The 24,876-nt window shown below is 46.1% G+C and carries 23 protein-coding genes and 1 tRNA gene; 3 read left to right on the forward strand and 21 right to left on the reverse strand.

The window, feature by feature from the left end; genetic code table 11:
• Positions 1–605 precede the first annotated feature (605 nt).
• The 18 genes from ACZOTW_RS04965 to ACZOTW_RS05050 all read right to left on the reverse strand — a co-directional run bounded on the left by ACZOTW_RS04965 (position 606) and on the right by ACZOTW_RS05050 (position 16,114).
• Positions 606–696 (reverse strand) — tRNA-Ser (locus ACZOTW_RS04965).
• Between the two features lie 123 nt (positions 697–819).
• The gene (locus ACZOTW_RS04970) at positions 820–1,776 is read right to left on the reverse strand and encodes an NAD-dependent epimerase/dehydratase family protein (protein ID WP_483997639.1); all 957 of its coding nucleotides are present in this window, start codon (positions 1,774–1,776) and stop codon (positions 820–822) included.
• A gap of 3 nt (positions 1,777–1,779) precedes the next feature.
• Positions 1,780–2,268 (reverse strand): hypothetical protein, encoded by a 489-nt coding sequence (locus tag ACZOTW_RS04975; protein ID WP_483997640.1) that lies wholly within the window; start codon positions 2,266–2,268, stop codon positions 1,780–1,782.
• Position 2,269: 1 nt separating this feature from the next.
• Entirely contained in the window at positions 2,270–2,983 is a 714-nt protein-coding gene (locus ACZOTW_RS04980; RefSeq protein ID WP_483997641.1) for a TonB family protein, read from the reverse strand.
• Positions 2,983–3,387 (reverse strand): ExbD/TolR family protein, encoded by a 405-nt coding sequence (locus tag ACZOTW_RS04985; RefSeq protein ID WP_177746390.1) that lies wholly within the window; start codon positions 3,385–3,387, stop codon positions 2,983–2,985. Before ACZOTW_RS04985 ends, ACZOTW_RS04980 begins: the two co-directional genes overlap by 1 nt.
• A gap of 3 nt (positions 3,388–3,390) precedes the next feature.
• Entirely contained in the window at positions 3,391–4,041 is a 651-nt protein-coding gene (locus ACZOTW_RS04990) for a MotA/TolQ/ExbB proton channel family protein (protein ID WP_177746388.1), read from the reverse strand.
• Between the two features lie 14 nt (positions 4,042–4,055).
• A complete protein-coding gene (locus tag ACZOTW_RS04995) occupies positions 4,056–4,538 on the reverse strand; it encodes a phosphatidylglycerophosphatase A family protein (RefSeq protein ID WP_483997642.1) in 483 nt (160 codons plus the stop codon).
• Positions 4,529–5,149 (reverse strand): CDP-diacylglycerol--glycerol-3-phosphate 3-phosphatidyltransferase, encoded by a 621-nt coding sequence (gene pgsA / locus ACZOTW_RS05000; RefSeq protein WP_177746384.1) that lies wholly within the window; start codon positions 5,147–5,149, stop codon positions 4,529–4,531. Before pgsA ends, ACZOTW_RS04995 begins: the two co-directional genes overlap by 10 nt.
• Positions 5,146–5,901 carry a LolA family protein gene (locus tag ACZOTW_RS05005; RefSeq protein ID WP_483997643.1) on the reverse strand — a complete coding sequence of 252 codons (756 nt, stop codon included), beginning with the start codon at positions 5,899–5,901 and terminating at the stop codon, positions 5,146–5,148. The genes pgsA and ACZOTW_RS05005 overlap by 4 nt, the downstream gene beginning before the upstream one ends.
• Positions 5,882–8,200, reverse strand: a complete 2,319-nt coding sequence (locus tag ACZOTW_RS05010) for an FtsK/SpoIIIE family DNA translocase (RefSeq protein WP_428046669.1) — start codon at positions 8,198–8,200, stop codon at positions 5,882–5,884. The genes ACZOTW_RS05005 and ACZOTW_RS05010 overlap by 20 nt, the downstream gene beginning before the upstream one ends.
• A gap of 127 nt (positions 8,201–8,327) precedes the next feature.
• Entirely contained in the window at positions 8,328–8,591 is a 264-nt protein-coding gene (locus ACZOTW_RS05015; protein ID WP_177746378.1) for a hypothetical protein, read from the reverse strand.
• A gap of 2 nt (positions 8,592–8,593) precedes the next feature.
• Complete coding sequence (locus tag ACZOTW_RS05020) at positions 8,594–9,097, reverse strand: acetyl-CoA carboxylase biotin carboxyl carrier protein (protein ID WP_177746376.1); 504 nt, start codon at positions 9,095–9,097, stop codon at positions 8,594–8,596.
• A gap of 431 nt (positions 9,098–9,528) precedes the next feature.
• Entirely contained in the window at positions 9,529–11,640 is a 2,112-nt protein-coding gene (gene pnp, locus ACZOTW_RS05025; protein ID WP_428046671.1) for a polyribonucleotide nucleotidyltransferase, read from the reverse strand.
• A gap of 8 nt (positions 11,641–11,648) precedes the next feature.
• Positions 11,649–11,918, reverse strand: a complete 270-nt coding sequence (gene rpsO / locus ACZOTW_RS05030) for a 30S ribosomal protein S15 (RefSeq protein WP_177746373.1) — start codon at positions 11,916–11,918, stop codon at positions 11,649–11,651.
• A gap of 151 nt (positions 11,919–12,069) precedes the next feature.
• Positions 12,070–12,486 (reverse strand): DUF805 domain-containing protein, encoded by a 417-nt coding sequence (locus ACZOTW_RS05035; RefSeq protein ID WP_177746371.1) that lies wholly within the window; start codon positions 12,484–12,486, stop codon positions 12,070–12,072.
• An 84-nt stretch (positions 12,487–12,570) separates the two neighbouring features.
• Positions 12,571–12,981 (reverse strand): DUF805 domain-containing protein, encoded by a 411-nt coding sequence (locus ACZOTW_RS05040; protein ID WP_428042926.1) that lies wholly within the window; start codon positions 12,979–12,981, stop codon positions 12,571–12,573.
• A 54-nt stretch (positions 12,982–13,035) separates the two neighbouring features.
• The gene (locus ACZOTW_RS05045) at positions 13,036–15,795 is read right to left on the reverse strand and encodes a hypothetical protein (RefSeq protein ID WP_483997644.1); all 2,760 of its coding nucleotides are present in this window, start codon (positions 15,793–15,795) and stop codon (positions 13,036–13,038) included.
• A gap of 148 nt (positions 15,796–15,943) precedes the next feature.
• On the reverse strand, positions 15,944–16,114 hold the full coding sequence (locus tag ACZOTW_RS05050) for a hypothetical protein (RefSeq protein ID WP_483997645.1): 171 nt from the start codon (positions 16,112–16,114) through the stop codon (positions 15,944–15,946).
• A 174-nt stretch (positions 16,115–16,288) separates the two neighbouring features.
• Between ACZOTW_RS05050 and hydE the strand changes: the two genes are divergently transcribed.
• Positions 16,289–17,347, forward strand: coding sequence for a [FeFe] hydrogenase H-cluster radical SAM maturase HydE (gene hydE / locus ACZOTW_RS05055; RefSeq protein ID WP_483997646.1), 1,059 nt, complete (start codon positions 16,289–16,291; stop codon positions 17,345–17,347).
• 31 nt (positions 17,348–17,378) lie between these two features.
• Here the strand turns inward: hydE and ACZOTW_RS05060 are convergent, their stop codons facing one another.
• Complete coding sequence (locus tag ACZOTW_RS05060) at positions 17,379–17,924, reverse strand: hypothetical protein (protein ID WP_483997647.1); 546 nt, start codon at positions 17,922–17,924, stop codon at positions 17,379–17,381.
• A 155-nt stretch (positions 17,925–18,079) separates the two neighbouring features.
• On the opposite strand from ACZOTW_RS05060, the gene ppdK reads away from it, so the two are divergent.
• Complete coding sequence (ppdK, locus tag ACZOTW_RS05065) at positions 18,080–20,908, forward strand: pyruvate, phosphate dikinase (RefSeq protein ID WP_483997648.1); 2,829 nt, start codon at positions 18,080–18,082, stop codon at positions 20,906–20,908.
• Positions 20,909–21,010: 102 nt separating this feature from the next.
• Positions 21,011–21,583: a hypothetical protein gene (locus ACZOTW_RS05070; protein WP_177746357.1), complete on the forward strand. Its 573-nt coding sequence runs from the start codon at positions 21,011–21,013 to the stop codon at positions 21,581–21,583.
• Between the two features lie 53 nt (positions 21,584–21,636).
• On the opposite strand, the gene ACZOTW_RS05075 is transcribed toward ACZOTW_RS05070, so the two are convergent.
• Together ACZOTW_RS05075 and ACZOTW_RS05080 are read right to left on the reverse strand one after the other, a co-directional pair.
• Complete coding sequence (locus ACZOTW_RS05075) at positions 21,637–22,320, reverse strand: acyltransferase (protein ID WP_483997649.1); 684 nt, start codon at positions 22,318–22,320, stop codon at positions 21,637–21,639.
• 13 nt (positions 22,321–22,333) lie between these two features.
• Positions 22,334–24,439 (reverse strand): glycosyltransferase, encoded by a 2,106-nt coding sequence (locus ACZOTW_RS05080; RefSeq protein ID WP_483997650.1) that lies wholly within the window; start codon positions 24,437–24,439, stop codon positions 22,334–22,336.
• Positions 24,440–24,876 lie beyond the last annotated feature (437 nt).

A 24,876-nucleotide genomic window follows, 5' to 3' on the forward strand; every position in this document is an offset into this window, starting at 1 on the left:
CCTTTAAAAAGAACGGCTAAACAACAACGAAAAAAAAGCCAAAAAGTAGATTCTGAAAACCCTGCGGGCCACCAGTTCTGGATGACCTCTTATTTGACCTTTCCTCTTGCATACGGCTAAGATATAACCTCATTTTTAATAACAACAGATTCCCGACTGTACACCCTCGGGAATAACGACAATGGCAACCGATAACGACCGTATAACAAACTAAATGCCCGAGAAACAGGAGAAATTCACCTGGCTCTTGATCTATTTGAAAAGTAAAGAATTTTTTGGAGAAGAAGGAGTTTTCAAACGAAAACCCGTTTATGCTAAGAGTGAGGGAAGGGAGACCTGCGCGGAGCGCGAGAAAGGTATCCGGACAACCAACTAAAACAAGGAATAAATGTGTTTTAGGAAGCAACAATAGAGATATGCCCTGTATAACTGACGGAAATTTTGCCCGGGCCGCCCTCGCGCAGGGTTCGCCTTTCGGCCTAGGGTGGCCTTAAACTCAAACAATATTGCGAGTTTCAAATCCAGACGATACACCAAATAGTGGGTATGTGCAAACTCTCCTAAAAACTAAAAACCCCTGCTCGCGCAAGGGTTTTAAATTTCTACGGAGAGGGAGGGATTCGAACCCTCGATACGGGAATTAACCCGTATAACGGTTTAGCAAACCGCCGCTTTCGGCCTCTCAGCCACCTCTCCAAAATTTGTGCCGTCGGTAATATTACCGTCAACCTCTATATTATAACAAAATTTTACAAACTTTTCTTAATTTATCCGCAGACATTATTTTTTACCTATACCATTTACATCTGCAAGACAAAATTAAAAACTCTTTTTTAGGCCTTCTGCCAATGGGGTAAACTTCTGCCCAGTCAGCGTGTGCCACTTTTTGCCCGAGCAAATCCAATGTCCGGGGATAGTGGCTTCGGTTACCTTGTCATAATTTAAGGCAGGCTGCGCGCCCGTAACCCGGGCCGCCACTTCATACACCCACGCCGCCAGACGCATCATCCATTTGGGGGCCGAGGGCATAAAAGGCTTGTGGCAATTCATCGCGCGGGCCATTTGCGTAATAAAATAATCCCACGAGTAAACCGCTTCTTCTGTAATAAAATAGGTTTCTTTATCTGTTTCCGGGCGGATAAACGCTTGCCAAAGGGCTTCCACCAAGTCGGAAACGTGCACAAAACTAAAATATCCGTTGCCCGAAGTATTTACCATAAGACCGCGTTTGACCCACAATGCGATTTTGGACACACCGGAATCGTTCTTGCCATAGACAATCGGAGGGCGGATAATCGTCCATTTTACGCCCGGGCGGAGCGTTTTAACGGCTTTTTCTCCCCCCAGTTTGGTAATGCCGTAATCGGATACGGGTTTCGGCGCCATATCCTCCGTGCGAGGGTGGTCCGTATCCGTGGCAAAGCCGCTGGCCGCCAAACTGGAAACGTGTACAAAGGTTTTTATTTCCGGCGTATTGTTTACGGCAGATACCACATTTTGCGTGGCAATTACATTGGCCTGCTCAAAATCCGCGCGGTTAAAGCCGAAAATGGCCGCCGCCAAGTGGAACACGCCCACACAGCCCGACAAGGCCTTTTCCAAAGATTGCACATCATTATAATCGGCCTGCACCAGTGTTACTGCCGGGTTTGCCGGTTGTTGTTTAGGGGTCCGGCGGGTAACAATACGGACATTGTACCCCTCTTGCAGGAGTTTATCCGTCAACGCCCGTCCAATAAAACCGTTTCCGCCCGTAATTAAAATGGTATTCTTCATACGTTAGTCCACCTGAATATCCAGTTTTTCTACTAATTCATCCGTTTTTTGGGAAACCTTCTTTTTAATTTCCTTTTTAATGGCCTTTTCGTCTATATCCTGGTTGGTAAAATTTTCCTTTCTCTTGGCATTGCGGCGGACGAAATCAAAATTAAAGGTAAAGCGTTTTAAGCCACGGTCAATATCGGCCTTGGTAGGAAATTCGCCATATTTAATTTTATTAACCGGTGTAACTTTATCTTCCTGCGGGAAATACCACAACAAGGAATACATAATCGCACAGGTAAGCACAAAGAAAATCAGTTTATTTAAACTTTCCCACTTGTACAGGCCAAAGAGGTTGGACACAACAGACAAAATAAGGATTACCCCCGTCCACATAGCTATTATCATCCCGATAAACGTCCAGCCCGAAGCACCGAAATCGGGATATAAAATCATTATCGCAAAACAACAAATAATAAGCACCGCAAAACGCTGCCATCCGTTCATATTATTTCTCCTGTTTGAACTCCACACTTACGGTGAGTTCGTCTTTTTCGTAATACATCGGCAGCGGCGCAAAGGGGCCTGCATTAATTACGGCGGAAGATGCAGCAAAGTCAAAAGTGTCATCGCCGGATTTGCGTTCTACCTGTAAATTTTTAATCTTGCCGTCGCGCGCAATAGCAAAAGATACTAATGCCGATAACGTATTGCCTGCGGGGCGGCGTTTTTCCCACTCAATCCAAAGGGAATTTCTTACCTGGGTAATGTACCAAGGATAAGGGAAATTGGCAAAATCGGTTTGAATATTACCGCCGGCAAATTGGCCTTCTTTGGCGGCTTCGGCAGATTCTGCCGATTGCCCCCCCGCTTGGGATTCGTCCAATACGCTGGGCGCGGCTAGCGGTGCGGAAGGCTTCGCCTTTTTTGCAGGTTGCTTTTTAGCGGTAATTTCGCTCTTGGAGGCATACGCCTTTTTAGCCGTTTTGGCAGGTTCTGCTTTGGGTTGGGCTTCTTTGGCTACTGCCGGGGCTTGCACGGCGGCTTTGGGAGCCTTGGGCGCGGAGGCTTCCTGCCCCGTGGTGGCCACCACCTTGCCGCTACCGATAAAATCAATCGTATAAGTAGCGGACGCCTTCTTAGCCGAAGGAGCCAATAGCAAAAGTAAGAATAAAGCGGCCAGAATGTGCAGTCCGCTGGAAATAGCAAAATAACGGTTCATCAGTTTTTAGAAAGCACCCCGATTCCCAACTTGGCCGCACCTAATTTCTTGGCAACGTCAAAAACGTCCACTACTTGCTGTATCGGTACGTCTTTATCTGCCTGGACGAGAATCGTCTTTTTATTTGCTTTACCCAAGCGCAAAATCAACTCGCGCTCTAAATTTTTAAGGGTCAGTTTTTTATTCATTACGGTAATGGTGCCGTCGCGCGTAACTTCTATACGGATGACATCGTCCTCCGCCTGCGTGTTAATGGCCTTGGATTTAGGCAAATCCACCGTCATTTGCATTTGCACCAACATCGGACTCATTACCATAAAAATAATCAGCAAAATCAAGGTGATGTCAATAAACGGCACCATATTGATTTCCGCCATTACGGTTCTGTTTTTGTGTGTGCGCATAGGTTAAAATTCTTCCACGTCGCCGCGGCGGTAAATAATTTCGTCGGCGATATTTTCAAGTTCCTTGGCAAAGTAATTGGTTTTGGACAAATAATAGTTATAGGCAATTACCGCAGGAACAGCCACAAAAAGCCCGGCGGCGGTGTTGACCAACGCTTCGGCGATACCGGCGGCCACGACGGAGGCTCCGGCACTGGTGGCAGTATTGGCGGCTAAATCTTTAAATGCGTGCATAACGCCAATAACCGTGCCGAACAAGCCGATAAAGGGCGTAATACTGCCCAAAGTGCCCAAAATAGTCAGGCGGCGCTGTAATTTGGTAACTTCCCAATCAATCACGCTGTCCGCGATTTTTTCCAATTCGGCTTGCGGGCGGTTGCGCTCCTGCACCAGACGCAAAATAAGCGCGGCCGCAGGTGTATTTTTAACAACCTCTTTACGGCAGGCATCTTCCACCTTTTGGTAATTTTCCGAGCGGAGCGGGTGGCGGCAATACGCCATTAACTTGCGGGAAAGGGAAACCGTAGAGCGCAACTTAAAAAAGCGTTCCAAAATAATAGAAATAGAATAAACGGACAGCAAGAGCAGTAGAATTAAAATCGGGCCGCCCGCTGCCAAAAGTTCGCGTAAGTTTGTCATATTGGAAAAATCCATTTTTTATCTCCTTATTACCTGTTTACTACTAATATAATAAAAATCTGCACGAGTATATTGGACATTAGCCCGGCGGCCACATCATCAAACACCACACCGAAGGCATTTTCCATTTTATCAAAGGTCTTAACAAGCCACGGTTTTAGTGTGTCAAACGTCCGGAACAATATAAAAGCCGCCAACAAATACGGCCAGGTCCGCGGTAAAAACGCCATAGCCGTAATATATCCGGCCATTTCGTCTATTACAATTTTAGGATTATCGTGGCCTGTGAATCCTTTAAATTGTACTTTTTTACAGACCCATACGGCAACTGCCCAAAAGGCCAGCATACACACCATATAGAGCATAGAATCCTGCGGAAAGCACAGCACCAAAGGAATTCCCCATAAAGTACCTAAAAAGCCCGCCCCTGTATTTTTTTTGTATTTAAACACCAGTGGCGGCAGATAACTGACAAACAGCCCCGTGGCTAAGGCGCGCCAGATTATTTGCATACGGGCAGACTCCACGATTTTTTAAGCAAATCCCAGTTGTTTTTTAAATATGAAACTGCACTAATCCAAGTAATTACCGCCGCGATGGCCGTAATGGCATAGGGGACCTTTTGGAGTGTTAAAAAAGTTATTTGAAAGAACTCCTGTGCCGAACCGGACACTAAATGGGACAAATGATAAACATCCAACACAAAGAAAATAGTCCCGATAGCAGTCATTTGAATAACGGTTTTAAACTTTCCCCAGCGTTCTGCGGCCATTACCTTGCCTTCCAAGGCGGCAATCACACGCAAGGTGGAAATCATCAATTCGCGTAACAAAATAAAGAATACCGCCCAAATCGGCACATCCAATTCCTTAATGCCCACAAAGGCAAAGAACGCTGCCGCAACCAAAATTTTATCTACAAACGGATCCACAATCGCGCCAAATGGAGTGATTGTGTTGGTTTGGCGGGCTATTTTTCCGTCCACCCAGTCCGTACTGGCTGCCAAAATGAAAATCAGCGTGGCTGTAATACGGGCCCACCCGTACGGAAGTAAAATAAACAGAAACATTACAATAGACAGCGCGGCACGCATAAGCGTAATTTTATTGGCTAATGTCATCATTTTTTAAATCCTCCAAACACCGCCGCAGGCAGCGGTTGGTTTTTTTGAATTTGTTTCAGGACGGCTTTTGTCGTCATTAAGTCAGATGTTATAGCAAGCACCTGCGGAAAATAATCCGGAGCCGTTAAAGTCAGCAAAAGTTGATATTCTTCCCCCTCTTTGGGTGTTAAAAGCAAAACGGCTTCTTTGTCGGTCTGGCTTTTTACGGTGGCATTGTGGCGTTCCACCAAAGCGGTATAATTGCCAAAATCAAAGAGCGCCTGATTGGGTTGGCCCTGCTGCCAATCGGCCCAGGAAAGTGTAGTAACCATATTACCCGCTTCGTCCAAAATAACGATATCTTTTTTATCCGTAATGGCAGTCTGTTCCAAATCGCCCTCCGGGCTAGTTGTATCCAAGCGAAGGCGGTTTTGGGCGCGGTCATAAAACAGTTTGCCCATAGAACGGCTAACCTCTACCCCATCGTAAGAAGTGTTTTGGGCAAAGGATGTTTCCAAGGTGGCTAATTTTTTATCCCATTGTTTTAAACGAGCGGTTAATTCGGCTGCATTTAACGTAGTTTTGGGGGCCGGAGCAGTTTTTTTAACAGGTGCTTTGGGTTTTTGTACGGTTTTAGGCGCCGGAGTAACCACTTGCGGAGCCGCCGGTTCTGGGGCGGGTGCAACAGGTTCTTCGGGCGCGGAACCGCCGCAAGCCGCTAAAATCAATGCCGAAATAAACGGAAAAATTACTTTATTTATAGACTGTTTCATACGTTTCTTCCTGATAGTTTTTATCATATGGTAAACTGTTTAAGTCCTCAATGGCCTGGTCAATCATTTCATAATGGATTTCCCAGCGGTTAGAGCCTTCCGGCTTGGAAATATAGCCCTTCATTTCCAACACGCTTAACATATTGGTCGCGCGTGCGGAGGAACCAAAGTGCGCTTTGAGCAAATCTTGCGACACGCGGCGGCGCTCTTTAATAAGGTTAAGCGCCTGCAATAATTCCTCGGGGCTGGTGCCAAGTCCGTCCTGCGGACGTTGGTGCGGGTTTTGCTCCGCCACAATTTGTACCGGATAATCCGGCCCGCCTTGTGCGCGCAGGAAATCAGCCACCGCTTTAATTTCCTTTTCGGACACATAGGCCCCCTGAATACGGAACGGCGTTTTGTCCGATGTGCTTTGATACAACATATCCCCGCGGCCGAGCAAATCTTCCGCCCCCGTGGCATCCAAAATCACCTTGGAATCAATACCAGAGGCCACCTGCAAAGCAATACGCGAAGGCAGGTTTGCTTTAATAATACCCGTAATAACCTTAACGGACGGACGCTGTGTGCAAAGGATTAAGTGAATCCCCAACGCGCGGCCCATTTGCGCCAAACGCTGTACGGAATCCTCAATAGATGCCTTGGTTTGGAGCATCAAATCGGCCATTTCGTCAATAATAACAAAGATGTAGAACATCTTTTCTTCATTATTTTGCTTAGCCCATTGGTTGTAACCCTCAATGTTTTTCACCTTGGCTAACTGCATAATGGACAATCTCTTTTCCATTACCTTTACCAGCATTTGCAAGGATTTTGCAGCCCCGTTGGCATCGGTAACCACATCCACATCGTCGCACGACGTTTTGGGGTCATACAGGTAAGGAATTCCCTCATAAAGAGTCAGTTCCACGCGCTTGGGGTCAATCATTAGAAATTTGATTTCGTCGGGGGTATGCTTGTAAATCAGGGACATAATAATCGTATGCAGACAAATAGACTTACCGCTGTTAGTGGCCCCTGCAATCAAAATATGCGGCCACTTTTCCGCCACGGAACCGGCAGGTTCGCCGTCGGCATAGCGGCCCAAAGCAATCGGCAGGACCGCCTTGGAATTGGCATACACGGAAGATTGCAAAATTTCCTTCATTGTAACCATTACCGGGCGTTCGTTGGGGATTTCAAAACCAACGGCATTTTTCCCCGGAATAGGCGCCTGGACACGCACGGAACGGGCCTCCATACTGGCCTGAATATCCTGGGTGCGGGCCGTGATAGAAGCAATCGTTACGCCCGGGTCGGGCTTGATTTCGTAACGGGTAACCACCGGGCCCGGAGATACCCCGGTAACCGTGGCGCGGATATCAAAACTTTTTAAGGTGTCTTCCAAGCGGCGGGTGGCCTGGGCGATTTCATCATCAGTAGGACCGACGATACCGTCTCCGGACGGGTCATTTAGCAAATCAAGCGGCGGAAGTTTAAAGGTTTTGGGGTCAAATTTTTTTACTTCGCCGTTTTCATCCGTAGGAGCATTGGAAGTTTCTTCTTGTTGTAAATGGGCGGACGAAATTTCCTCGCGCCGCGGTAAGTGGACGGGTTCGGCCACCGGACGGCGGATTTCGGGTTTTGAACGGTGAATTTCCGGCACTTCGTGGATTTCCTCCGCTACCGGGCGGGAAGAGGTGGATTTAGAGGGCTTTTCATTAAGTTCGGCCTTACCCTCGCGCACTTTTTCTTTAAGTTCGGCACGGGCTTCCATCCAACCGTTAAAATCGTTGCGGATAAACTCACCCGTTTTTTGCAACACCACCGCCCACGGAATTGCAAAAAGCAAGTGAATGCCAACCAAAATAAACGCAAGCGAAAACACCGCCGCGCCCGCCACGCCGGACACTCCCTGCAAGGCCGTAAAAAGGCTCTCGCCAACGTGTCCGCCGGAAATAAGGGAATCCTTGAAAACGAGTCTTAAAAGGGTTAAAAAACAGGAAAAGGCCGCCAAGGTTACCGACGAACCAATAATAAAAAACAGAAAAGACGCGCTTTTTTTGCGCACCGTCTGCACGAGCCAATATCCCAGAAAAAGCGGTATCAATCCCGCCGACTGCCCCAACATTTGGTACAGTTGTTTGGCGACTGCCTGACCCGCCGCGCCGTTGGAAATGTTAAACCATAAAATGCAAAAGAGCCACAGCGTCAGCGCGCCCGTTAAAATATAAAATACCGTGCGCATCCAAACCGTAGAATTCGTTTTTTTAGTACGTTTTTTGGATTTTTTAGGGGTGTAATAATAACGCTTTTGCATATAGAGATATTTTACCTTTTTTGGGCTGATTTTCCAAGATAAAACCCTACACTGCCCATTGACAAAAAAATTATGGAGAGGGCGGCCTTAAAAGCAGAAACCCCCGCTTACGCGGGGGCTGTAAAAACTACATATTTTCTTGCAAAGGCGGTGTAGGCGGCACCGGGGCTTGCGGTTCGGGGTTGCTCCCCCAAATGACGTGGTAATTAATACCGTCCGCCACTAAGGATATTTTCCCCTGTCCGTAAAGCACGCCCAAGGCTAAAAACAACACCGAACTGGACACGCGCAACATTAATTTTAATTGCCACGATGTAGCCGTTTTGTGCTCCGCCAAATATTCACTCATACGGGTAGCGGCAATTTGAATATTCTCTTGCAGCGGTGTCATATTTACACCCGTTCAATGGCAAACAAAGCATCGCCTTGTTTAACCGGTTTGCCGTTTTCTACCAGCACTTTCTTAATAACGCAAGGAAATTCTGCGCGCATCTCGTTAAACACCTTCATCGCTTCAATCAGGCAGATAACATCACCCTTTTCCACGCGTGCGCCTTCTTTAATAAAAGGCGGAGCCGACGGGGTGGATCCGCGGAAGAAGATACCCATTAAGGAAGATTTAATCACTTCTTTGTATTGCTCCTGCACAGGGACGGCCGCGTGTGCGCCGGAAGCGGAAATGGCTCCGCCCACATTGACAGGTACCGGCACCACGGCGGGTTTGGCTTTCACCAAGCGCAAATACAGGCCTTTCTGGTCGTATTCAATGGTGTCCAGGTTATTGTCCTTCATAAAACCGTACAGTTGTTTTACGTCTTTTAAAATCGGAGATTCTTTGACGGCGGGCTTTTTAGCAGCCACTTTGGAAGCCGCTTTTTTAGTTACTGTTTTTTTCATAAATCAAGATGACCTCGGTTTCGTAAGTAATCCCAAAACTACTTTATTCTATTTTACATAATTTTGAAGCACTTGAAACAAAAAGTATTATTTTTACCGGAAGGCACGATACATTTTCGTCCTGTGAAACGGCTAACCAACGCATTTCTGTCCTCTCAAACGCCCTCATAAACACCGTCGTGGCGCAAAAACAAAAAGTCACAACGCGTTGCAAACACCTGCCAGTTTCCCCCTAAATTTTTCATATTTTTAATAAGACAGGTGTGCAAGGCTTGCTATCACATATGACGGCTATTTTGGGCGGCAGGCTGTGTCCTCACAGGAAAAAGCAAATAACCGGTTAAGCAGAAAAAGAGCCAAACATAGACTTTTTACACAAAAACCCCGGGGCGGGTTAGGCTCCGGGGCTTTTTTATATACAACAACTGAAACTATTTAAGCAAGGCTTTGCGGGAAAGTCTTACTTTTCCGTTATTGTCAATTTCAACGCATTTCACTTCAACGATATCGCCGAGTTTCAATACGTCTTCCACCTTGTTAATGCGGTGTTTTTCAATTTCGGAAATGTGGAGTAAGCCGTCTTTACCGGGCAAGATTTCCACAAACGCGCCAAACGGCTGGATAGATACTACTTTACCCTTGTAAATTTTGTTTACTTCGGGTTCGGCAGTCATCATATCAATTTCGGCTTTGGCCTGGTCCAAGCGGTCGCTGTTGGCGGCGGCAATAGTTACCGTACCGTCTTCGGCAATGTCAATCTTGGCTTCGGTAGATTCCGTAATGCGTTTAATGTTCTTGCCACCGGGGCCAATCAAGGCACCGATTTTGTCCACCGGGATTCTCATTTTGAAAATAATCGGCGCGAAGCGGGAAATGTTCTTCTTCGGTTCGGCAATCGTTTTCTCCATATGGTCCATAATGAACATACGGCCTTTGGTAGCCTGGGAGATAGCCTGGCGCAAAACATCAAGAGGAATACCCGTTTTAAGTTTTACGTCCATTTGGAAGGCAGTAATACCTTTGCGGGAACCCGTGAGTTTAAAGTCCATATCGCCCAAGTGGTCTTCCAATCCCATAATATCGGACAGCACGACAAATTTGCCTTCGCCCGAAATGGCACCCATAGCAATACCGGAGCAGGCCGATTTCATCGGCACGCCCGCATCAAACAGGGCCAAAGAACCACCGCAGACGCTGGCCATAGAGGAGGAACCGTTAGATTCCATAATGTCGGAAACCACGCGAATGGTGTACGGGAATTCTTCTTCGCTCGGGATAAGCGGCATTAAAGCGCGGCGGGCAAGTTCCCCGTGTCCGATTTCGCGGCGGCCCGGAGAGCGGTCCGGTTTGCATTCGCCGGTAGCAAAACCCGGGAAGTTGTAGTGCAACATAAAGCGTTCGTAAGTGGTGTCGTCCAAACCTTCCACCATTTGTTGGTCATCAGGCGTGCCCAAGGTGGCTACTGCCAAAGATTGGGTTTGACCGCGGGTGAACAGGGCGGAACCGTGGGCGCGGGGCAACAAACCGACCATAGAACTCAAAGGTCTGATTTCGTCGGGTTTGCGGCCGTCAACGCGGACGTTTTCGTGCAACACCAAGTTGCGGGATTCTTCGTACATAATATTTTCCAACGCAATACCCGCATAGGTGGCGGCATTATCGCCGTAGTTGGGAGCCAACTCTTCGGTGAAAGAGGCCTTCAACTGGGCAACCTGCGTATCGCGGGTTTGCTTATCGGAAAACGCGTGCAAAATCTTTTTGGCTTCTTCGCGGAATTTGCCGTTGGCGAGGTCCGCCACTTCCTGCGGCAGTTTTTCCACGACGTATTCAAATTTCGGCTTGCCGGCCAATTCGCGCAGTTTTAACTGCACGGCACACATTTTGTCAATTTCCGGCTTGGCAACTTCCATCGCTTTGATGATGGCGTCTTCTTCCACTTCTTTGGCGCCGCCTTCCACCATTAATAAGCCTTGCGCAGAACCGGCAATTACCAGGTCCATATCGCAGGTTTCTTGTTCTTCTTTGGTGGGGTTGACGATGTAGTTTCCGTCTTTGCGGCCAATGCGCACAGCGGCGACAGGCTCGTTAAACGGGATGCTGGAAATAACTAACGCAGCGGAGGAAGCCAATACGGACAAAACATCCGCATCGTGTTTTTCGTCGCTGGAAATAACCATAGCCGTTACGTTGGTTTCGCAAGCGAAACCTTCGGGGAAAATAGGGCGGATGGTGCGGTCAATAATGCGGGAAGACAGCGTTTCTTTCTTGCTGGCGCGGCCTTCGCGTTTGAAAAAACCGCCGGGGATTTTGCCCGCGGCGTAGGTTCTTTCTTTATAATTGACGGTAAGAGGAGTAAAATCGGAAATACCCGGTTTTTGCTCTTTGGTGGAAACAGCCGTCGCCAAAACCATAGTTTCACCCATAGTGGCTACGACTGCGCCGTCAGACTGCTTGGCGATTAAACCCGTTTGAAGTTTAATCGTTTGGCTGCCGACGGTAACTTCCACTTCTTGAATATCAAATTTGTGGTTGAAATTTTGCATAATAAAAGTTATTTTCTTAATTTAAGTTCCTGGGTAACTTTTTGATATCTTTCAAAGTCAGATTTCTTCAAATAAGCGAGCAAGCGTTTGCGCTGGCCGACCAATTTGTTAAGGCCTCTTTCGCCCGCAAAATCTTTCGGGTTGGCTTTGAGGTGGTTAGAAATATATTGGATGCGTTCCGTAATGAGCGCGATTTGGACAGCGGCAGAGCCGGTATCGTTGGCGCTGGATTGGAATTTGCTGATGATGTCTTTTCTGTCTTGCATGGAAAGTACCATTTTTTTGTACACTTAGACCGTTTGCTGCGCGACCAAGCACTCTTTATCCGAAAGAGTACCGAGCCGGAGTAAGGGCCTTCTCCTATTGTTAATTTATACTTACTTAAAGTACAGTTTAATTATAGCAAATTGATTTGTATTTAGGAAAGGGCTACTTGTTTTCTTCGGGTGCGGGACCGTATTCATTGGGGAAAGGGGAGCCTTCTTCCGACATTAACCGGTCATAAAACTGCCAGTTGCTACCTTTCCAATAATTAAAAGTGCGCCGCAGGGTAGCAAATCCACTATACCCCAAATCGTGCCCGCGGCGTACCTGCAGGGTCCACGACCCCACAAACATTACGGCACACACGCTGTACAGGGCAACTTGGTATTCATTTATCAACGCCAACGCCTGCTCCAACTTATGGGGTGGCAAGAACAGCATAATGATAATAGCAGTAAAAGCCACAAACGCCGGGGCCCGGTGGCTGTAAACGTATTCTATGCGGCTGGCACGGCCGAACGGGCACCAGAAGAGGGCCATGCATTTAAGCGAGTATTTTAACCCATCTAAAATGATTTGCATAATATATTGTAGCAAAAACTATCCCCCCTTTAAGCCGTAAAACACAGACGAATGAGAACAAATTATCCGGGCCTTGGGGAAGGTTTACCGATTTTCTTCGGGCGCGGGACCGTATTCGTTGGGCAAAGGGGAGCCTTCTTCTTTAAACAACCGGCGGTTAAACTGCCAGCCTTTGAACATCATACACTCTGATGAGCGGAAAAGCGTAGAAAACCAATTATACCCCAAGTCGTGCCCGCGGCGCACCAGTACGCTATACGAAGCCAAAACCACTACGGCACAAGCACAACACAGCGCGACCTTAAATTCATTTGCAAACGCATACAACCACTCCAACTTATGAGGGGGCAGGTACTTTATAGCCGCAACTACCAACAAAGCCAAAACCAGCGTGGTATTATTGTAGTAAGCATATTCCTTGCGGCTGGCGCGTCCAAACGGACACCAAAAATAGAGTAGGCATTTAAGCGTATAAATAAAGACATCTTTTAACATAATGTTATTATATAAAAAGAGTGCCCGCAAGAGAAGTTACGGGCACTAAAACAACTATTTGTTAAAGAAAGATTGGCACCATTTCTTTATTTTTTCCAGTGTGCTATTTTGTTTTTTGTATAAGCGCTCAATCTCCGCTGCCTCCGGTGTCAATTTCAAGTCCGGGTCCCTTGTCAGTAAATCAATAGCCGTAGCCAACTCTCTCTCACTACTATCACTGTAACTCGGCCACGTGCTATGTGTTTTCAACCAACTTTTTAACGCGGGGACAACACGAGAAAGGCCCTCTTCTTTCAAACTTATAGCTTGCTGCTTTATGTCATTGGGAACATTACTGCCAGTCAAGAAGTTGTACAGTTTTATTCCATTCTCTCCACTCCCCGTACGATAAGGCCACAGATGATTGGAATCTGCCAAATAGTCCTGCATTTTACGCAAAGTTGATTGCTGGACAGCCGTTTGTGCTTCCTCCACCAAGCGTTTGGCTTCGGCTTGTATTCCAGCAGGCACATCTGGTTTCATCAGGTCTTTATAAGTATCCTCATAACCTAAAAGAAGATAACTCACATAAACTTCCAACTTCCGCTTGAGATTATCAATTTTCCCCTGGTAATATAAGGACCATATTTCTTTTAGCACAGGGTTGTCCGAAGGCGAACGAGTTTCCATTTTTTTCATTATTTCCTCATAGGCCTCTTGCATCGTCTTGTCAGGGTTACCCGATGCCAACCAACGTGAGGTTCCATAGCCTAACTTTCTCTTGACTGCAGCCCATAGTTTGGCGTCTTCATAAAGATCCGCCAAATTATGATTATATGATTTGTAGTAACTAATAACCCCAGCCAAACGACGTTCTCCTTTATCAGTGGAAGCAGATGAAGGCAATCTTCCGTTATGGGTCTCTAACCAAAAGATGGTTTCGTCATAAATTTTTTGGCCACGCTCAAACCGTTCCTGTTGTTGCTGACGAGAAATTTCTGCCAAGCGTTCTAACCTTGCTTTCTCCTGAGCGGGATCTTCTTTGGGTGTGGCTTTTTCCCGGGGAGTAGCATTTTCCTTAAGGCGAATTATACTATCCCTCAAACCAGCATTGCGTTGTTTAACCCCGGAAACGGCACGGGCCAAACCGGACTCTTCTGCATCAGCAGAAGCAATGGTTGGAAATGTCCCGTTATGATTTCTCATCCAAAGGACCAAATTGTCATAGGTTTGTTGGTCACGCACTAACTGTTGTTGATACTGTTCTTCGGCTTTCAACTGTTTTTGACGGCGCGCTTCCTCCGCTCTCTCTTGGGAAGTTTCTGCCAGTTGTTGACGGCGCACTTTTTGCCCCTGCTCTTTCAGTGCCAATAACTCTTTGGCTATGGGGTCATCGGCAGGTACTGTTTTCAAATAATTGTCAACATTTTGTGCTAAATTAATCGCTTCCTTATTGTCATAAGCATTTCCAGGCCATATTCCGTCGTGTTCGTCCATCCACTTCCGTACGGACTGGAGCTTTTCCTGCGGTGTCAGGTGTTTTTTAATAGGGCCACCCTTTAAATCTTGCAACTGTTTGATCCAAATATCATTGGAGTCCTGTGCACGTTGTAAAGCTTTGTGCACACGGAAAGCCAAATTAACCTCAGTTAATTCCTCCGGCGTTCTCTGCTCCCCGCGAATCAGCTTTCCATCTCTATAAATAGCGGACCGCGGAAATTTACCGTTATGGGCAATCATCCAATTGCGCAACTCTGCAACCAAGGCGGCATTGTTATTATTTTTTCCTTGTACAACTGTATTGATTCTGGGGGCGGAAAAAGATAAATTCAGCCAATCAGCGGTAGTTGTTTCCCCTGGGAATGTATGCTTTACACTATAATAACTATAATAGTTCAATAGCCGGTAAGCATCTTTGGATAAAGTATTCATCTTCCCTGTCGCTTGCGGCAACACATATTCGCCCAAGCCATTTTTGGCAAGCCAGTTATTTACTCCTTCTACAAACTCCGCCGGCAAAGAAGACGCCCCTTTAAAAGAACGTAACTGTTTGTATGCTTTCAGTTTAAGCATAGCGCGCACAATGGCAATACCCGTAACCGATTTTACAGATTCCGGTGCTTTTTGGTAAATACTCATCAACATAGGCACATCTTTTGTGGTGCCAAAAAAACCTAAATTGCTGATGGCGGACATTGTTTTCCCCCAAGCCATCAAGTCTGCCTGTTCCTCCAAAGAAACGCTCCCCTTATAGCACACCAAAATAGTTCTATATAATTCTTGTGCCAGGTAGGTCTGATCCGCGGTTAATTTAACACCTTTCTGTATTGCCAAAACCGGAAGATCTTTTAACAGCAAGTATTCTTGGGCAGAAGGCATGCGTGAAACCTCAAAAATTTGGTATAGCACCTCTTTTGCATCTGCGGCTGAAAAATTCTCTTTGGCAAGGAGGTCGTCCGTTTCTTGCAATGTTTTTAATGGGGTTTTGACATTGGCCACTAAATTATCAACGGCAGTAGAAATCTGTTGTTGCTGGGACGAAACGGCAGGAGAATTTATGGTAACATTAGTCTGTGGAGTTTTCCCCACAGGGGTAGCCGGCACGGAAACAGTTGGAACCGTAGGAATAATGCCCGTTGGGAGGTGCGCCGAGGGAATACCCGTAACCTTAGACAGTCCTTTAAGGCCTGGCACATCTTTGCTGGCTTGTCCGATAACTTGTTCCACTATTTGCGAACCTTCTTTTGCTCCTTTGACAACACTTGTCTCCTGTGCGGAAGCCGGAACCACACATAAAAGGCACAAAGTTCCCCCTACTAAAATTGGCATTTTCATATATCCACTACCTCCTTTTGATAATATATAAATTTCTTTTTTCCCCTTCAAGGGTCAAAAGACCTATCCAAAATATAGGCCTTACATACAAGAGCGCCCGCAGGAGAAGTTGCGGGCGCAGGGTGTTCTTGTAGGAGGTTTTTAAAGTTTATTGTGCAAAGCCCAGAAACAAGGCCGTATATAGTTCCACATTGTCCAGTTTTACATCACTGGAAGTAAGCATATCTTTAAATTCGCGGCTAATCCAGGAAAACTCCCGGTCCAGGCGCTGTTTTTTAAGCAGGTGGTCTTGCTTTGTTTTTTGGGTTAAAGTGTTCATTTTTGCGCCTCCTCCGCGGTAGATTATACTTATATAATATTGTTTACGACGGAGAATTAACAGGGTCATTGGGCCTAACCGACGGAACTTTTTGGGCCTACTCCACCCCGACGGGCAGACCTACCTAAAAATAGGTCTTTTGGCCTGTTTTTTCAATTTGATATACTTTAATATATGGTTGCTGAAACGGAAATTTTAGCCAAGGCAAAGGCCACTCATACGCTTACGAAAGAGGAAATTATTGTGCTCTTGTCGCTCCCGGATGCGCGCGCGCTTTTTCAGGCAGCCGACGAGGTCCGCCGCCAATTCGTGGGAGATGAGGTCTATTTGCGCGGACTTATTGAATTTTCCAATTATTGCAAAAACGACTGTATGTATTGCGGTATCCGCCGCTCCAATTTACAAGCCAAACGATACCGCTTATCCCCGCAGGAAATCGTAAAATTGGCTGAAAAAGCCGCAGGCTACGGCTATAAAACAGTAGTGCTCCAATCTGGGGAAGACGGGTGGTTCTCCGCCGATAAAATGGCGGATATTGTCCGTCAAATTAAAAAAATGGGTTTAGCGGTTACATTAAGTTTGGGCGAAAAAACGCGCGAAGAATATGCCCTGTACCGCCAGGCTGGGGCCGACAGATATCTTTTGCGCATAGAAACCACCGATAAAGTCCTTTACGAAAAATTGGACCCGCAAATGAGTTGGTTAAACCGCGCCCGCTGTTTAACCGATTTAAAGGCTCTCGGCTACGAGGTCGGCTCAGGGTCGCTGGTGGGACTGCCGGGGCAAACAATGGAAAGTTTAGCGGACGATTTGCTGTTTTTTAAGCAAATTCCTGTGGATATGGCGGGAATCGGACCTTTTATCCCCCACCCCCACACCCCGTTAGCAAATGAAACGACAAACGGTCATTTTGAGTTAGCCCTTAAAATGATGGCTATAATGCGCCTGTTACTGCCGGACATCAATATCCCGGCCACCACGGCTATGGAAACACTCCACCCGCAAGGCCGCCTTTTGGCTTTGCAGAGCGGGGCCAATGTGGTGATGCCCAATGTTACCGAGGGCGAACCCCGCAAAATGTATGAACTGTATCCCGGAAAAATCTGTACGGGAGATACCCCTGAAAAGTGCCGCTACTGCATTGCCGGTAAGATTGAATCTATCGGCCGAACCGTGCAAATGTCCTACGGCTTTCACGGAGAGTATTTAAAGAATAAGGCCCAGAAAAAATAAAAGCCCCATTAAAAAACAGGACTTTTATTTTTTACCAATCTTTTAATTTTTCCAACAGTGCCGCGGCTTGTTTGCCATTTCTTTGCTGCAAGGCTACGATTTGGCGTTTTTGCGGGTTTATAATGCACAACTCCATACAATTATTTACCAACCACATCTCCGGGCAGGTTTTGTATCCGGGGGCGCACTTGATCCATCTTGTACCACTGGTCCACTCCATTGTATTTTGATAGGCTGAGGGATATTTTTTCAGTGTTCTTTCCACGGCTTCCCGAAAGGCTGCCGCATAAGGGCAACCGCGCAAACTGACCCAATGGACTTTTTTAATATCACCTAAAAAAATTTCTTTATGGCTGGAATTAGCGGGTATAGAATCGTAAACCTCTTGGGGAATCGGCAATACTTTTACGTTCGGTATTCCGGCTGTTAAAAGGCCGGCCTGAATCGTACTGTCTGGCCGTTGGGCCAGTTCTTCCAGATTTACAGGAACAGTATCCTTAAACACAATGCAGGCCGCCACAGCCACTAATAGCAAAATGCCCAGCATTGCAAATAAACTGAGTCCTTTTTTATTCATCTTTTCCCCCTTTACACACGTTTCCTAATTATAACAAAAAGTGGATATGTAGAAAAAAATTTTGTTTTCTATGGAAAATGTATTACAATATAGGAAATTAAAACGGGCAAGCCCCGTTACACTGTTATTTTAATATAAGGGAGAAACGACCATATATGGTAAAGAAAACCGTCAAGAAAGCGGCTGCAAAACCTGCCGCTAAAAAGACTGTAAAAAAAACAGCCGTAAAGAAAGCCGTTCTCAAAAAACCCGCTAAATATATTTACTCTTTTGGCGCAGGCCGTGCCGAAGGCAATGGCAAAATGAAGGAATTATTGGGCGGTAAGGGCGCCAATTTGGCCGAAATGGCCGGACTGTTAAAACTGCCCGTTCCTCCCGGTTTTACAATTACTACCGAAGTTTGTACCTATTATTGGAACCACGACCGTTCCTATCCCAAAACATTGAAAGCCGACGTAGAGGCCAACCTCAAAAAAATTGAACGCGAAACCAAAAAAGTTTTCGGTTCCGAAAAAAATCCGCTTTTAGTGTCAGTCCGCTCTGGCGCCCGCGCCTCTATGCCCGGTATGATGGAAACCATTTTGAATATCGGTCTGACGGAAGAAACTATCCCGGGTATGATTGCCAAAACGGGAGATGCCCGCTTTGTGTATGATGCTTACCGCCGCCTGATTATGATGTATTCCGACGTAGTAATGGAAAAAGCCGCCGGAATTGAACCCAAGGACGGCGAAGGAATCCGCAAAATTTTGGACGGTATGCTGGGCGATTTAAAGACAAAACTCGGCGTAACGGACGATACGCATATTCCGGCCGAAGAACTCAAAAAACTGTGCGCGGAATTTAAAAAGACCGTCAAAAAAGTGCTCAAAAAAGACTTCCCGGACAATCCGATGGAACAACTTTGGGGCGCTATCGGTGCGGTGTTTGCCTCTTGGAACGGCAAACGCGCTATTGCTTACCGCAATATTGAAAATATCCCGCACGATTGGGGTACTGCCGTTAACGTACAAACAATGGTTTTTGGAAATATGGGCGACACGAGCGCCACGGGCGTGGCCTTTACGCGCAACCCCGGCAACGGCGACAGCCACTTTTACGGTGAATATTTAATCAATGCCCAAGGTGAAGATGTGGTGGCCGGTATCCGCACCCCCTCGCCGATGAACAAATGGTCTGCAAATGCTCACTCGGCCCATTTGCCTACGCTTGAAAAGGTAATGCCGAAAGTTTATAAAGAATTGGACGCTATCCAAAAGAAACTGGAAAAGCATTTCCACGATATGTTGGACATTGAATTTACGATTGAGGACCAAAAATTGTGGATGCTCCAATGCCGCGTAGGAAAACGCAACGGAACCGCCGCCGTACAAATGGCCTTGGATATGGTAAAAGAACGCTTGATTTCCAAGGAAGAAGCCGTCTTGCGTGTAACGCCTGCCCAGTTGGGCGAACTTTTGCTCCCCGCCATTGACCCCAAGGCCGAAGCGGGTGTAAAGCCCATTGCCCAAGGTCTGCCGGCCGGCCCGGGCGGTGCTTGCGGCGAAATTGTTTTCAACTCCGCCGACGCTATTAAGTTGCAAGAAACCGGCAAAAAAGCCATTTTGGTACGCGAAGAAACCAACCCCGAAGATATTGAGGGGATGCGTGCCGCCGCTGGTATTTTGACCCAACGCGGCGGTATGACTTCTCACGCGGCCTTGGTTGCCCGCGGTTGGGGCAAATGCTGCATTGTCGGCTGCGGCGAACTGGAAATTAACCTGGAAGCCAAAACCGTCAGTATGGGCGGAAAAACCTTTAAAGAGGGCGATTCCTTAACCTTAAACGGTACGAAAGGATATGTTTATGACGGTGCTTTAAAAATGTTAGCCGCCGGCGAAGGCAACAAGAACTTAATGCACTTTTTAGCCTTGTGCGACAAAGTGCGCACCCTGAAAGTGCGCGCCAACGCAGATACGGAAGAAGATGCCATAAATGCCCGCAAATTCGGTGCGGAGGGCATCGGCCTTTTCCGCATAGAACATATGTTCTACGGTAAAAACTCCGAAAAACCGCTCTTTATTTTGCGCAAAATGATTCTCTCCGGCAACGAGGCCGAACGCAAAGCCGCGGTAGAAGAACTTTTCCCGTATATGAAAAAGGAAATCAAGGCTACTATGAAGGCTATGGCGGGCTATGGTGTAACCGTCCGCCTGATGGACCCGCCGCTCCACGAATTTGTGCCGACTTTGCCCGAAAAGCAGACGGAACTGGCCAAAGCATTGGGCATTACAATGGCTGTATTTAAAGAACGCGCCGCCGGTCTGCACGAAGTCAACCCGATGATGGGGCACCGCGGTATCCGCTTGGGTGTAACCTATCCCGAAATTACCGAGATGCAATCCCGCGCGATTTTTGAATCTGCCGCCGAACTCATTAAAGAGGGTGTAAAAGCGGAGCCGGAAGTGATGATTCCCCTTACTTGCGACGTGAACGAAATCATCACGCAAAAGAAACTCATCCGCGCCGCGTATGACGAAGTGGTAGCCAAAACCAAGGTTAAAAAACTCCACTTCTCCGTGGGTACTATGATTGAAATTCCGCGCGCAGCGGTGTTGGCCTATGAAGTTGCCCAAGAAGCGGATTTCTTCTCGTTCGGAACTAACGACCTTACGCAAATGACCTTTGGCTTTTCGCGTGATGATATCGGCTCGTTCCTGCCCGAATATTTGAAGCAGGGCATTTTGGAAGCCGACCCGTTCCAAACCCTTGACCAACGCGGTGTAGGGATGCTGATTGAACACGCCGTAACCGAGGGGCGCGACGCCAAACCTAACTTGAAGGTGGGTATCTGCGGCGAACACGGCGGGGACCCTGCCAGCGTGGAATTCTGCCACCGCGAAGGGTTTACTTATGTGTCCTGCTCCGCGTTCCGCGTGCCGATAGCGCGTCTGGCCGCTGCGCAAGCCGCCGCCAAAGACGTATTGGCCTACAAACGCAAATAAAAAATTGCTTTACAAAAGCCCCGGGGAATCAACCTTGGGGCTTTTTATTTGCTTTTTTCCATAAGACTCTCTATACTATAAATATAGGTAAAGGTGTTGATTATGAAAAAACATTTATTAATTGCATTAGTATTATCCTTGGCGTGGCCGGTCAGTGCAGCCCCGGCGGACCAGGCCGTTGCCAAACAACTGTTGGTCACGCAGTTCCAGCAAATCAAAGAGGATGCGGCACAATGCCGCGAAGCCGTTAGAAAGCAAAATTTTAAAAAGGCTATTTCACTGGGGCAGCGGGCATTAACCAAAGAAACCGAAGCCCTGGCATTAGCCAAAAAGAATAATATTCGCGTAACTTTTGGGCAAGTGTATGGTTCCGATGGCTTTTTACCGGACCCGCTTACCAATTATGTAGATGTGGCGGAAAACGTACTCTTTTCCCGTGTGATGTCGGGCGAGATATCCCTGCGCGAAGCCTTGCGCCAAGGGGCGGATTTGGCAGACAAAGGCGGTATGGTGGGCGTGTTATTCGGTCAAAATACACATATGAACATTGCCTTTGCTACCGTGTCCGAGACGTTTAGAGGATGGAAAAACTGCAAGAAAGAAGTAGCCACCTTAAACGGTATTGTGGACCCGGAAAAGTTCTGCGTACAAGACCCGGCTTGGTTAGCCGATTAACTGGTTTAGTTGCTTTAAAAAATCCCCGAGGTGTCTAAACCGCGGGGATTTTTTTATTCCATAGGATACTGTGTAATATATTCCTTAGGCCGGCGTCTATCCCAAGCCACCCCGCGTTTTACTACTTTGGCGGGATTTCCGGCAATCACGCAGTTTTCTTCGGTAAATTTACCAGCCACCACAGCCGAAGCCCCCACCACGCAATTTTTAGCGATAAAACTATTCTTCAAAACAGTGCAGTCCATAGCCACCCAAACATTATCGCCAATGATAATCTCTTTACCCCAATTTAGTAATTTTTTTGTTTTAGCATCATAAATGGTATGAGTATCACTAGCAAATAGATATATTCCCCAAGAAAACATACAATTTTTTCCAATAGTAACAGATGTATTGTCTTCCATTACAATAATATTCACTCCATTAGAATAAGAATTTTTGCCAATGCTTATATGACAATTATAAACTGGGGTTTCGGCATCACCTAATCCGATATGACCATCCCATTTTGTTACAGAAGGGTCAATTTCCACCTTGTTGTTATCACCATATATTTCTATTTGCACTCCCTTCGGCACAAACGAAACAACATTTCCGTTTCCTAATATTAACGGCTTCCTAGTTGCAATATTAGGACGATATAACTCCTTAATATACCGCCCCACTAAATGAATCAAAAATAAAATTTTGGAATGTCCATATTTACTGTGTAGAAGCATTTTCTCTCTTTCAGTCATATTAGTTATCCTTTTATAATAATTTGGCTTCAATAATTTTATCCAATGCGTATTGTGGAGTAATACTTTCCATACATATTCTTTTTCCTCTTAAACATTTCTTTTGCCAAGTGCGGGAATAACACTCGCAATATATAGGGCAGACATTACTACATAAACTGATATTTTCAGAATATCCATAAACTTGGGGAGAAGTCGGCCCGTAAAAGACACAAGACGCGCCCCCTTTTAACGCGTGGCGCAAGTGGACAAGGCCGCCCTCACTATCTATATGCAAAAGGGCGTGCTTTAAAATGACTTTTATTTCTTCTAACGAGGTTTTTCCTGCTAGATTTTTATCGGCATTTCCTAAACGCTCGCCTTTACCACACCCAACCTCAATAATTTGGTATTGGGGAGCGGTTTCTTTTAAATCAGCAATTAATTTTCTGTAATACTCCAACGGCCACAATTTGGTAGTGTCAGATTGCCCGGAAAGACCACCCTCTCTATTTATAGTGATGAATTTTTTGGAAATTAAGCCGAATTTACCTAAAATTTCTTCTTCATTTTTAACAGACACGGGAAAAAGGAAATTCTCTGTTAAGTTTAATTCTTCTACCATATCCGCTTGATGCCAACGCTTAACAGAGGAAGAAAAAACATTATTTGTAATGGTATCTTTGTAAGGCGTTAAAAGTAAAAGTCCCTTATGCTCCTTTTCAAAATTCAGTAGTTTTGAAATATAAGTTCTTAACAACTTTGGAAAAACATAAGTTTTTGCCCCCTGTACCACAGGGCACCGAATAACATTGATGACCAAATCATAAGAGCAATTTTTTATTTCTTTTGGCAAGATAACCTTATGAACGAAAGGAGGCAAAAACACGTTAAGCATATTTAAGTTATGAAAAGCGATATCTACCGTCATTGGAGATAAAGGAGCAAATTTTTTATAAAACGCACACACATAATTCAACCCAAACATCAAATCTCCCAAACCTCCCTCTAATTCCATACAAATTTTAATCGGCTGGGAGGAAGTGCTAGAAACCGAACGATGAAATTTTAAACTAGATACACTAGCCCCTAACATATGCAAGGCAATTTTCCAACCACTAGAATATTTATAACTATAACACAGCAACCGCTCTTGTAAGAAATCCAGTTGCGCTTTTGTATCTAGTTGCAGTTGTAAATCAGCGTTTTTTTTTGCAAATTGTTCAAATTTTTTGGACTCTTCCAATAGTTCTAAATCCGTCTTTTTACGGGCAAATTTTTCGTGTAAAGCGGCTTGATGGAAAACAGAATATTCCCGCAAACATTCCTTCCACAAACGCGGCGAAAACGAAAAAATAAAACGCAGCCAATGTGTCAAACAAAGCGACGTATCGTGTACATTTTTCCACACAAACCAAGTGCGGTTGCGCTTGGATAAAAACTGCGTAAATTTGTTCTTTTTACTGTTAATCGTGCCTCCGCATTTGTGGCGGGGCTTGGTATCAGGTGCATAAATCACTTTCCAACCACGTTTTAACCCGCGATAAACCAAGTCTGTTTCTTCCAACATATACGGGTCCAAATTTTCGTCAAAACCACCTAATAAATCAAAATAACTCCGCTGGCAAAAGAAATATGCTCCCTGCACACCCCACGAAGGATATTCCGCCATTTCCGGCAAAAATTCATTATAAATATTGTGCGTAAAGCGGGGAAACCCCTTTTTCCAACCCAATAATTTTACGCCGTCCAACTGTTCCCACGCGCCGGCTTTTTTAGGATAAGCACAATAACCAGCGCACGCTACGCAAAACACATCCGGACGTAAATATTTTTGGGCCGTATTGAAAAAATCTTCGTCAACAAAAACATCATTATCCAAAAAACACAGCCACTCACCCTGCGAGTCGCTTACCCCCAAATTGCGCGCTGACGAAGCACCGTGTTTGGAGTTTTCTAAAAATTTCACTTGCGGGAAAAGTACAGGAGCCTCTTGCATAGAACCGTCCGTAGAATCCCCCACCACTACGGTAACGCTGACAGGAACGGTAGATTTTTTGGCGGCAGCCAATACGGTAGGCAAACACTCTTTCATATGGTGCAACCCATTTTTAGACGGAATAACGACGGCGATTTTCATAACAAGTTCCTCCACAAAACAGGGAGAAGGGGCCCTGACTCTTGGCGGAGATGTGCATAAGCCCCCTTCCCGTTCATACGTATGTGCTGTAACGTATGAAAGCGAACGGAACCTATGAAAAATGAAGCAGTAACAAGGCGGAAAAAGCGAAGGAAGGCTTAAAAAAAACGGCTGGTTAGGACAAGTCTGAGAGAAGCCTTGCCAATAAACAGCCGTGGTTCCGCCCATATAAATATGTGCGAAACACTCGGCAGAAGACAAGGGGCTCATGACTTCCCCTTATCTTCTGCCTAAACTAACTGTTTTTTGGACTCTCTCAGAACTTTGGATTTTCCAAAGCCTTCCTATTCTTCAATAGGATTCCAAAAACATTAAATTGTCGGTGCAAGGTTTCCCTTGCGCACTGCGTTTATTATAGCATATTTATTTTATTGTTC

This window comes from Candidatus Avelusimicrobium sp., from assembly GCF_056976295.1.

What these genes read in the sequence shown, in the direction of transcription:
- ACZOTW_RS05050 (WP_483997645.1), bottom strand. Translation starts at nt 16,114, where the DNA reads ATGAACACTTTAACCCAAAAAACAAAGCAAGACCACCTGCTTAAAAAA.
- ACZOTW_RS05035 (WP_177746371.1), bottom strand. Translation starts at nt 12,486, where the DNA reads ATGCAAATCATTTTAGATGGGTTAAAATACTCGCTTAAATGCATGGCC.
- ACZOTW_RS05080 (WP_483997650.1), bottom strand. Translation starts at nt 24,439, where the DNA reads ATGAAAATCGCCGTCGTTATTCCGTCTAAAAATGGGTTGCACCATATG.
- ACZOTW_RS05060 (WP_483997647.1), bottom strand. Translation starts at nt 17,924, where the DNA reads ATGAATAAAAAAGGACTCAGTTTATTTGCAATGCTGGGCATTTTGCTA.
- hydE (WP_483997646.1), top strand. Translation starts at nt 16,289, where the DNA reads ATGGTTGCTGAAACGGAAATTTTAGCCAAGGCAAAGGCCACTCATACG.
- ACZOTW_RS05040 (WP_428042926.1), bottom strand. Translation starts at nt 12,981, where the DNA reads ATGTTAAAAGATGTCTTTATTTATACGCTTAAATGCCTACTCTATTTT.
- ACZOTW_RS04995 (WP_483997642.1), bottom strand. Translation starts at nt 4,538, where the DNA reads ATGCAAATAATCTGGCGCGCCTTAGCCACGGGGCTGTTTGTCAGTTAT.
- ACZOTW_RS05005 (WP_483997643.1), bottom strand. Translation starts at nt 5,901, where the DNA reads ATGAAACAGTCTATAAATAAAGTAATTTTTCCGTTTATTTCGGCATTG.
- rpsO (WP_177746373.1), bottom strand. Translation starts at nt 11,918, where the DNA reads ATGGTACTTTCCATGCAAGACAGAAAAGACATCATCAGCAAATTCCAA.
- ACZOTW_RS04975 (WP_483997640.1), bottom strand. Translation starts at nt 2,268, where the DNA reads ATGAACGGATGGCAGCGTTTTGCGGTGCTTATTATTTGTTGTTTTGCG.
- pgsA (WP_177746384.1), bottom strand. Translation starts at nt 5,149, where the DNA reads ATGATGACATTAGCCAATAAAATTACGCTTATGCGTGCCGCGCTGTCT.
- ACZOTW_RS05075 (WP_483997649.1), bottom strand. Translation starts at nt 22,320, where the DNA reads ATGACTGAAAGAGAGAAAATGCTTCTACACAGTAAATATGGACATTCC.
- ACZOTW_RS04990 (WP_177746388.1), bottom strand. Translation starts at nt 4,041, where the DNA reads ATGGATTTTTCCAATATGACAAACTTACGCGAACTTTTGGCAGCGGGC.
- ppdK (WP_483997648.1), top strand. Translation starts at nt 18,080, where the DNA reads ATGGTAAAGAAAACCGTCAAGAAAGCGGCTGCAAAACCTGCCGCTAAA.
- ACZOTW_RS05015 (WP_177746378.1), bottom strand. Translation starts at nt 8,591, where the DNA reads ATGACACCGCTGCAAGAGAATATTCAAATTGCCGCTACCCGTATGAGT.
- ACZOTW_RS04980 (WP_483997641.1), bottom strand. Translation starts at nt 2,983, where the DNA reads ATGAACCGTTATTTTGCTATTTCCAGCGGACTGCACATTCTGGCCGCT.
- ACZOTW_RS04970 (WP_483997639.1), bottom strand. Translation starts at nt 1,776, where the DNA reads ATGAAGAATACCATTTTAATTACGGGCGGAAACGGTTTTATTGGACGG.
- ACZOTW_RS04985 (WP_177746390.1), bottom strand. Translation starts at nt 3,387, where the DNA reads ATGCGCACACACAAAAACAGAACCGTAATGGCGGAAATCAATATGGTG.
- ACZOTW_RS05010 (WP_428046669.1), bottom strand. Translation starts at nt 8,200, where the DNA reads ATGCAAAAGCGTTATTATTACACCCCTAAAAAATCCAAAAAACGTACT.
- ACZOTW_RS05070 (WP_177746357.1), top strand. Translation starts at nt 21,011, where the DNA reads ATGAAAAAACATTTATTAATTGCATTAGTATTATCCTTGGCGTGGCCG.
- pnp (WP_428046671.1), bottom strand. Translation starts at nt 11,640, where the DNA reads ATGCAAAATTTCAACCACAAATTTGATATTCAAGAAGTGGAAGTTACC.
- ACZOTW_RS05020 (WP_177746376.1), bottom strand. Translation starts at nt 9,097, where the DNA reads ATGAAAAAAACAGTAACTAAAAAAGCGGCTTCCAAAGTGGCTGCTAAA.
- ACZOTW_RS05045 (WP_483997644.1), bottom strand. Translation starts at nt 15,795, where the DNA reads ATGAAAATGCCAATTTTAGTAGGGGGAACTTTGTGCCTTTTATGTGTG.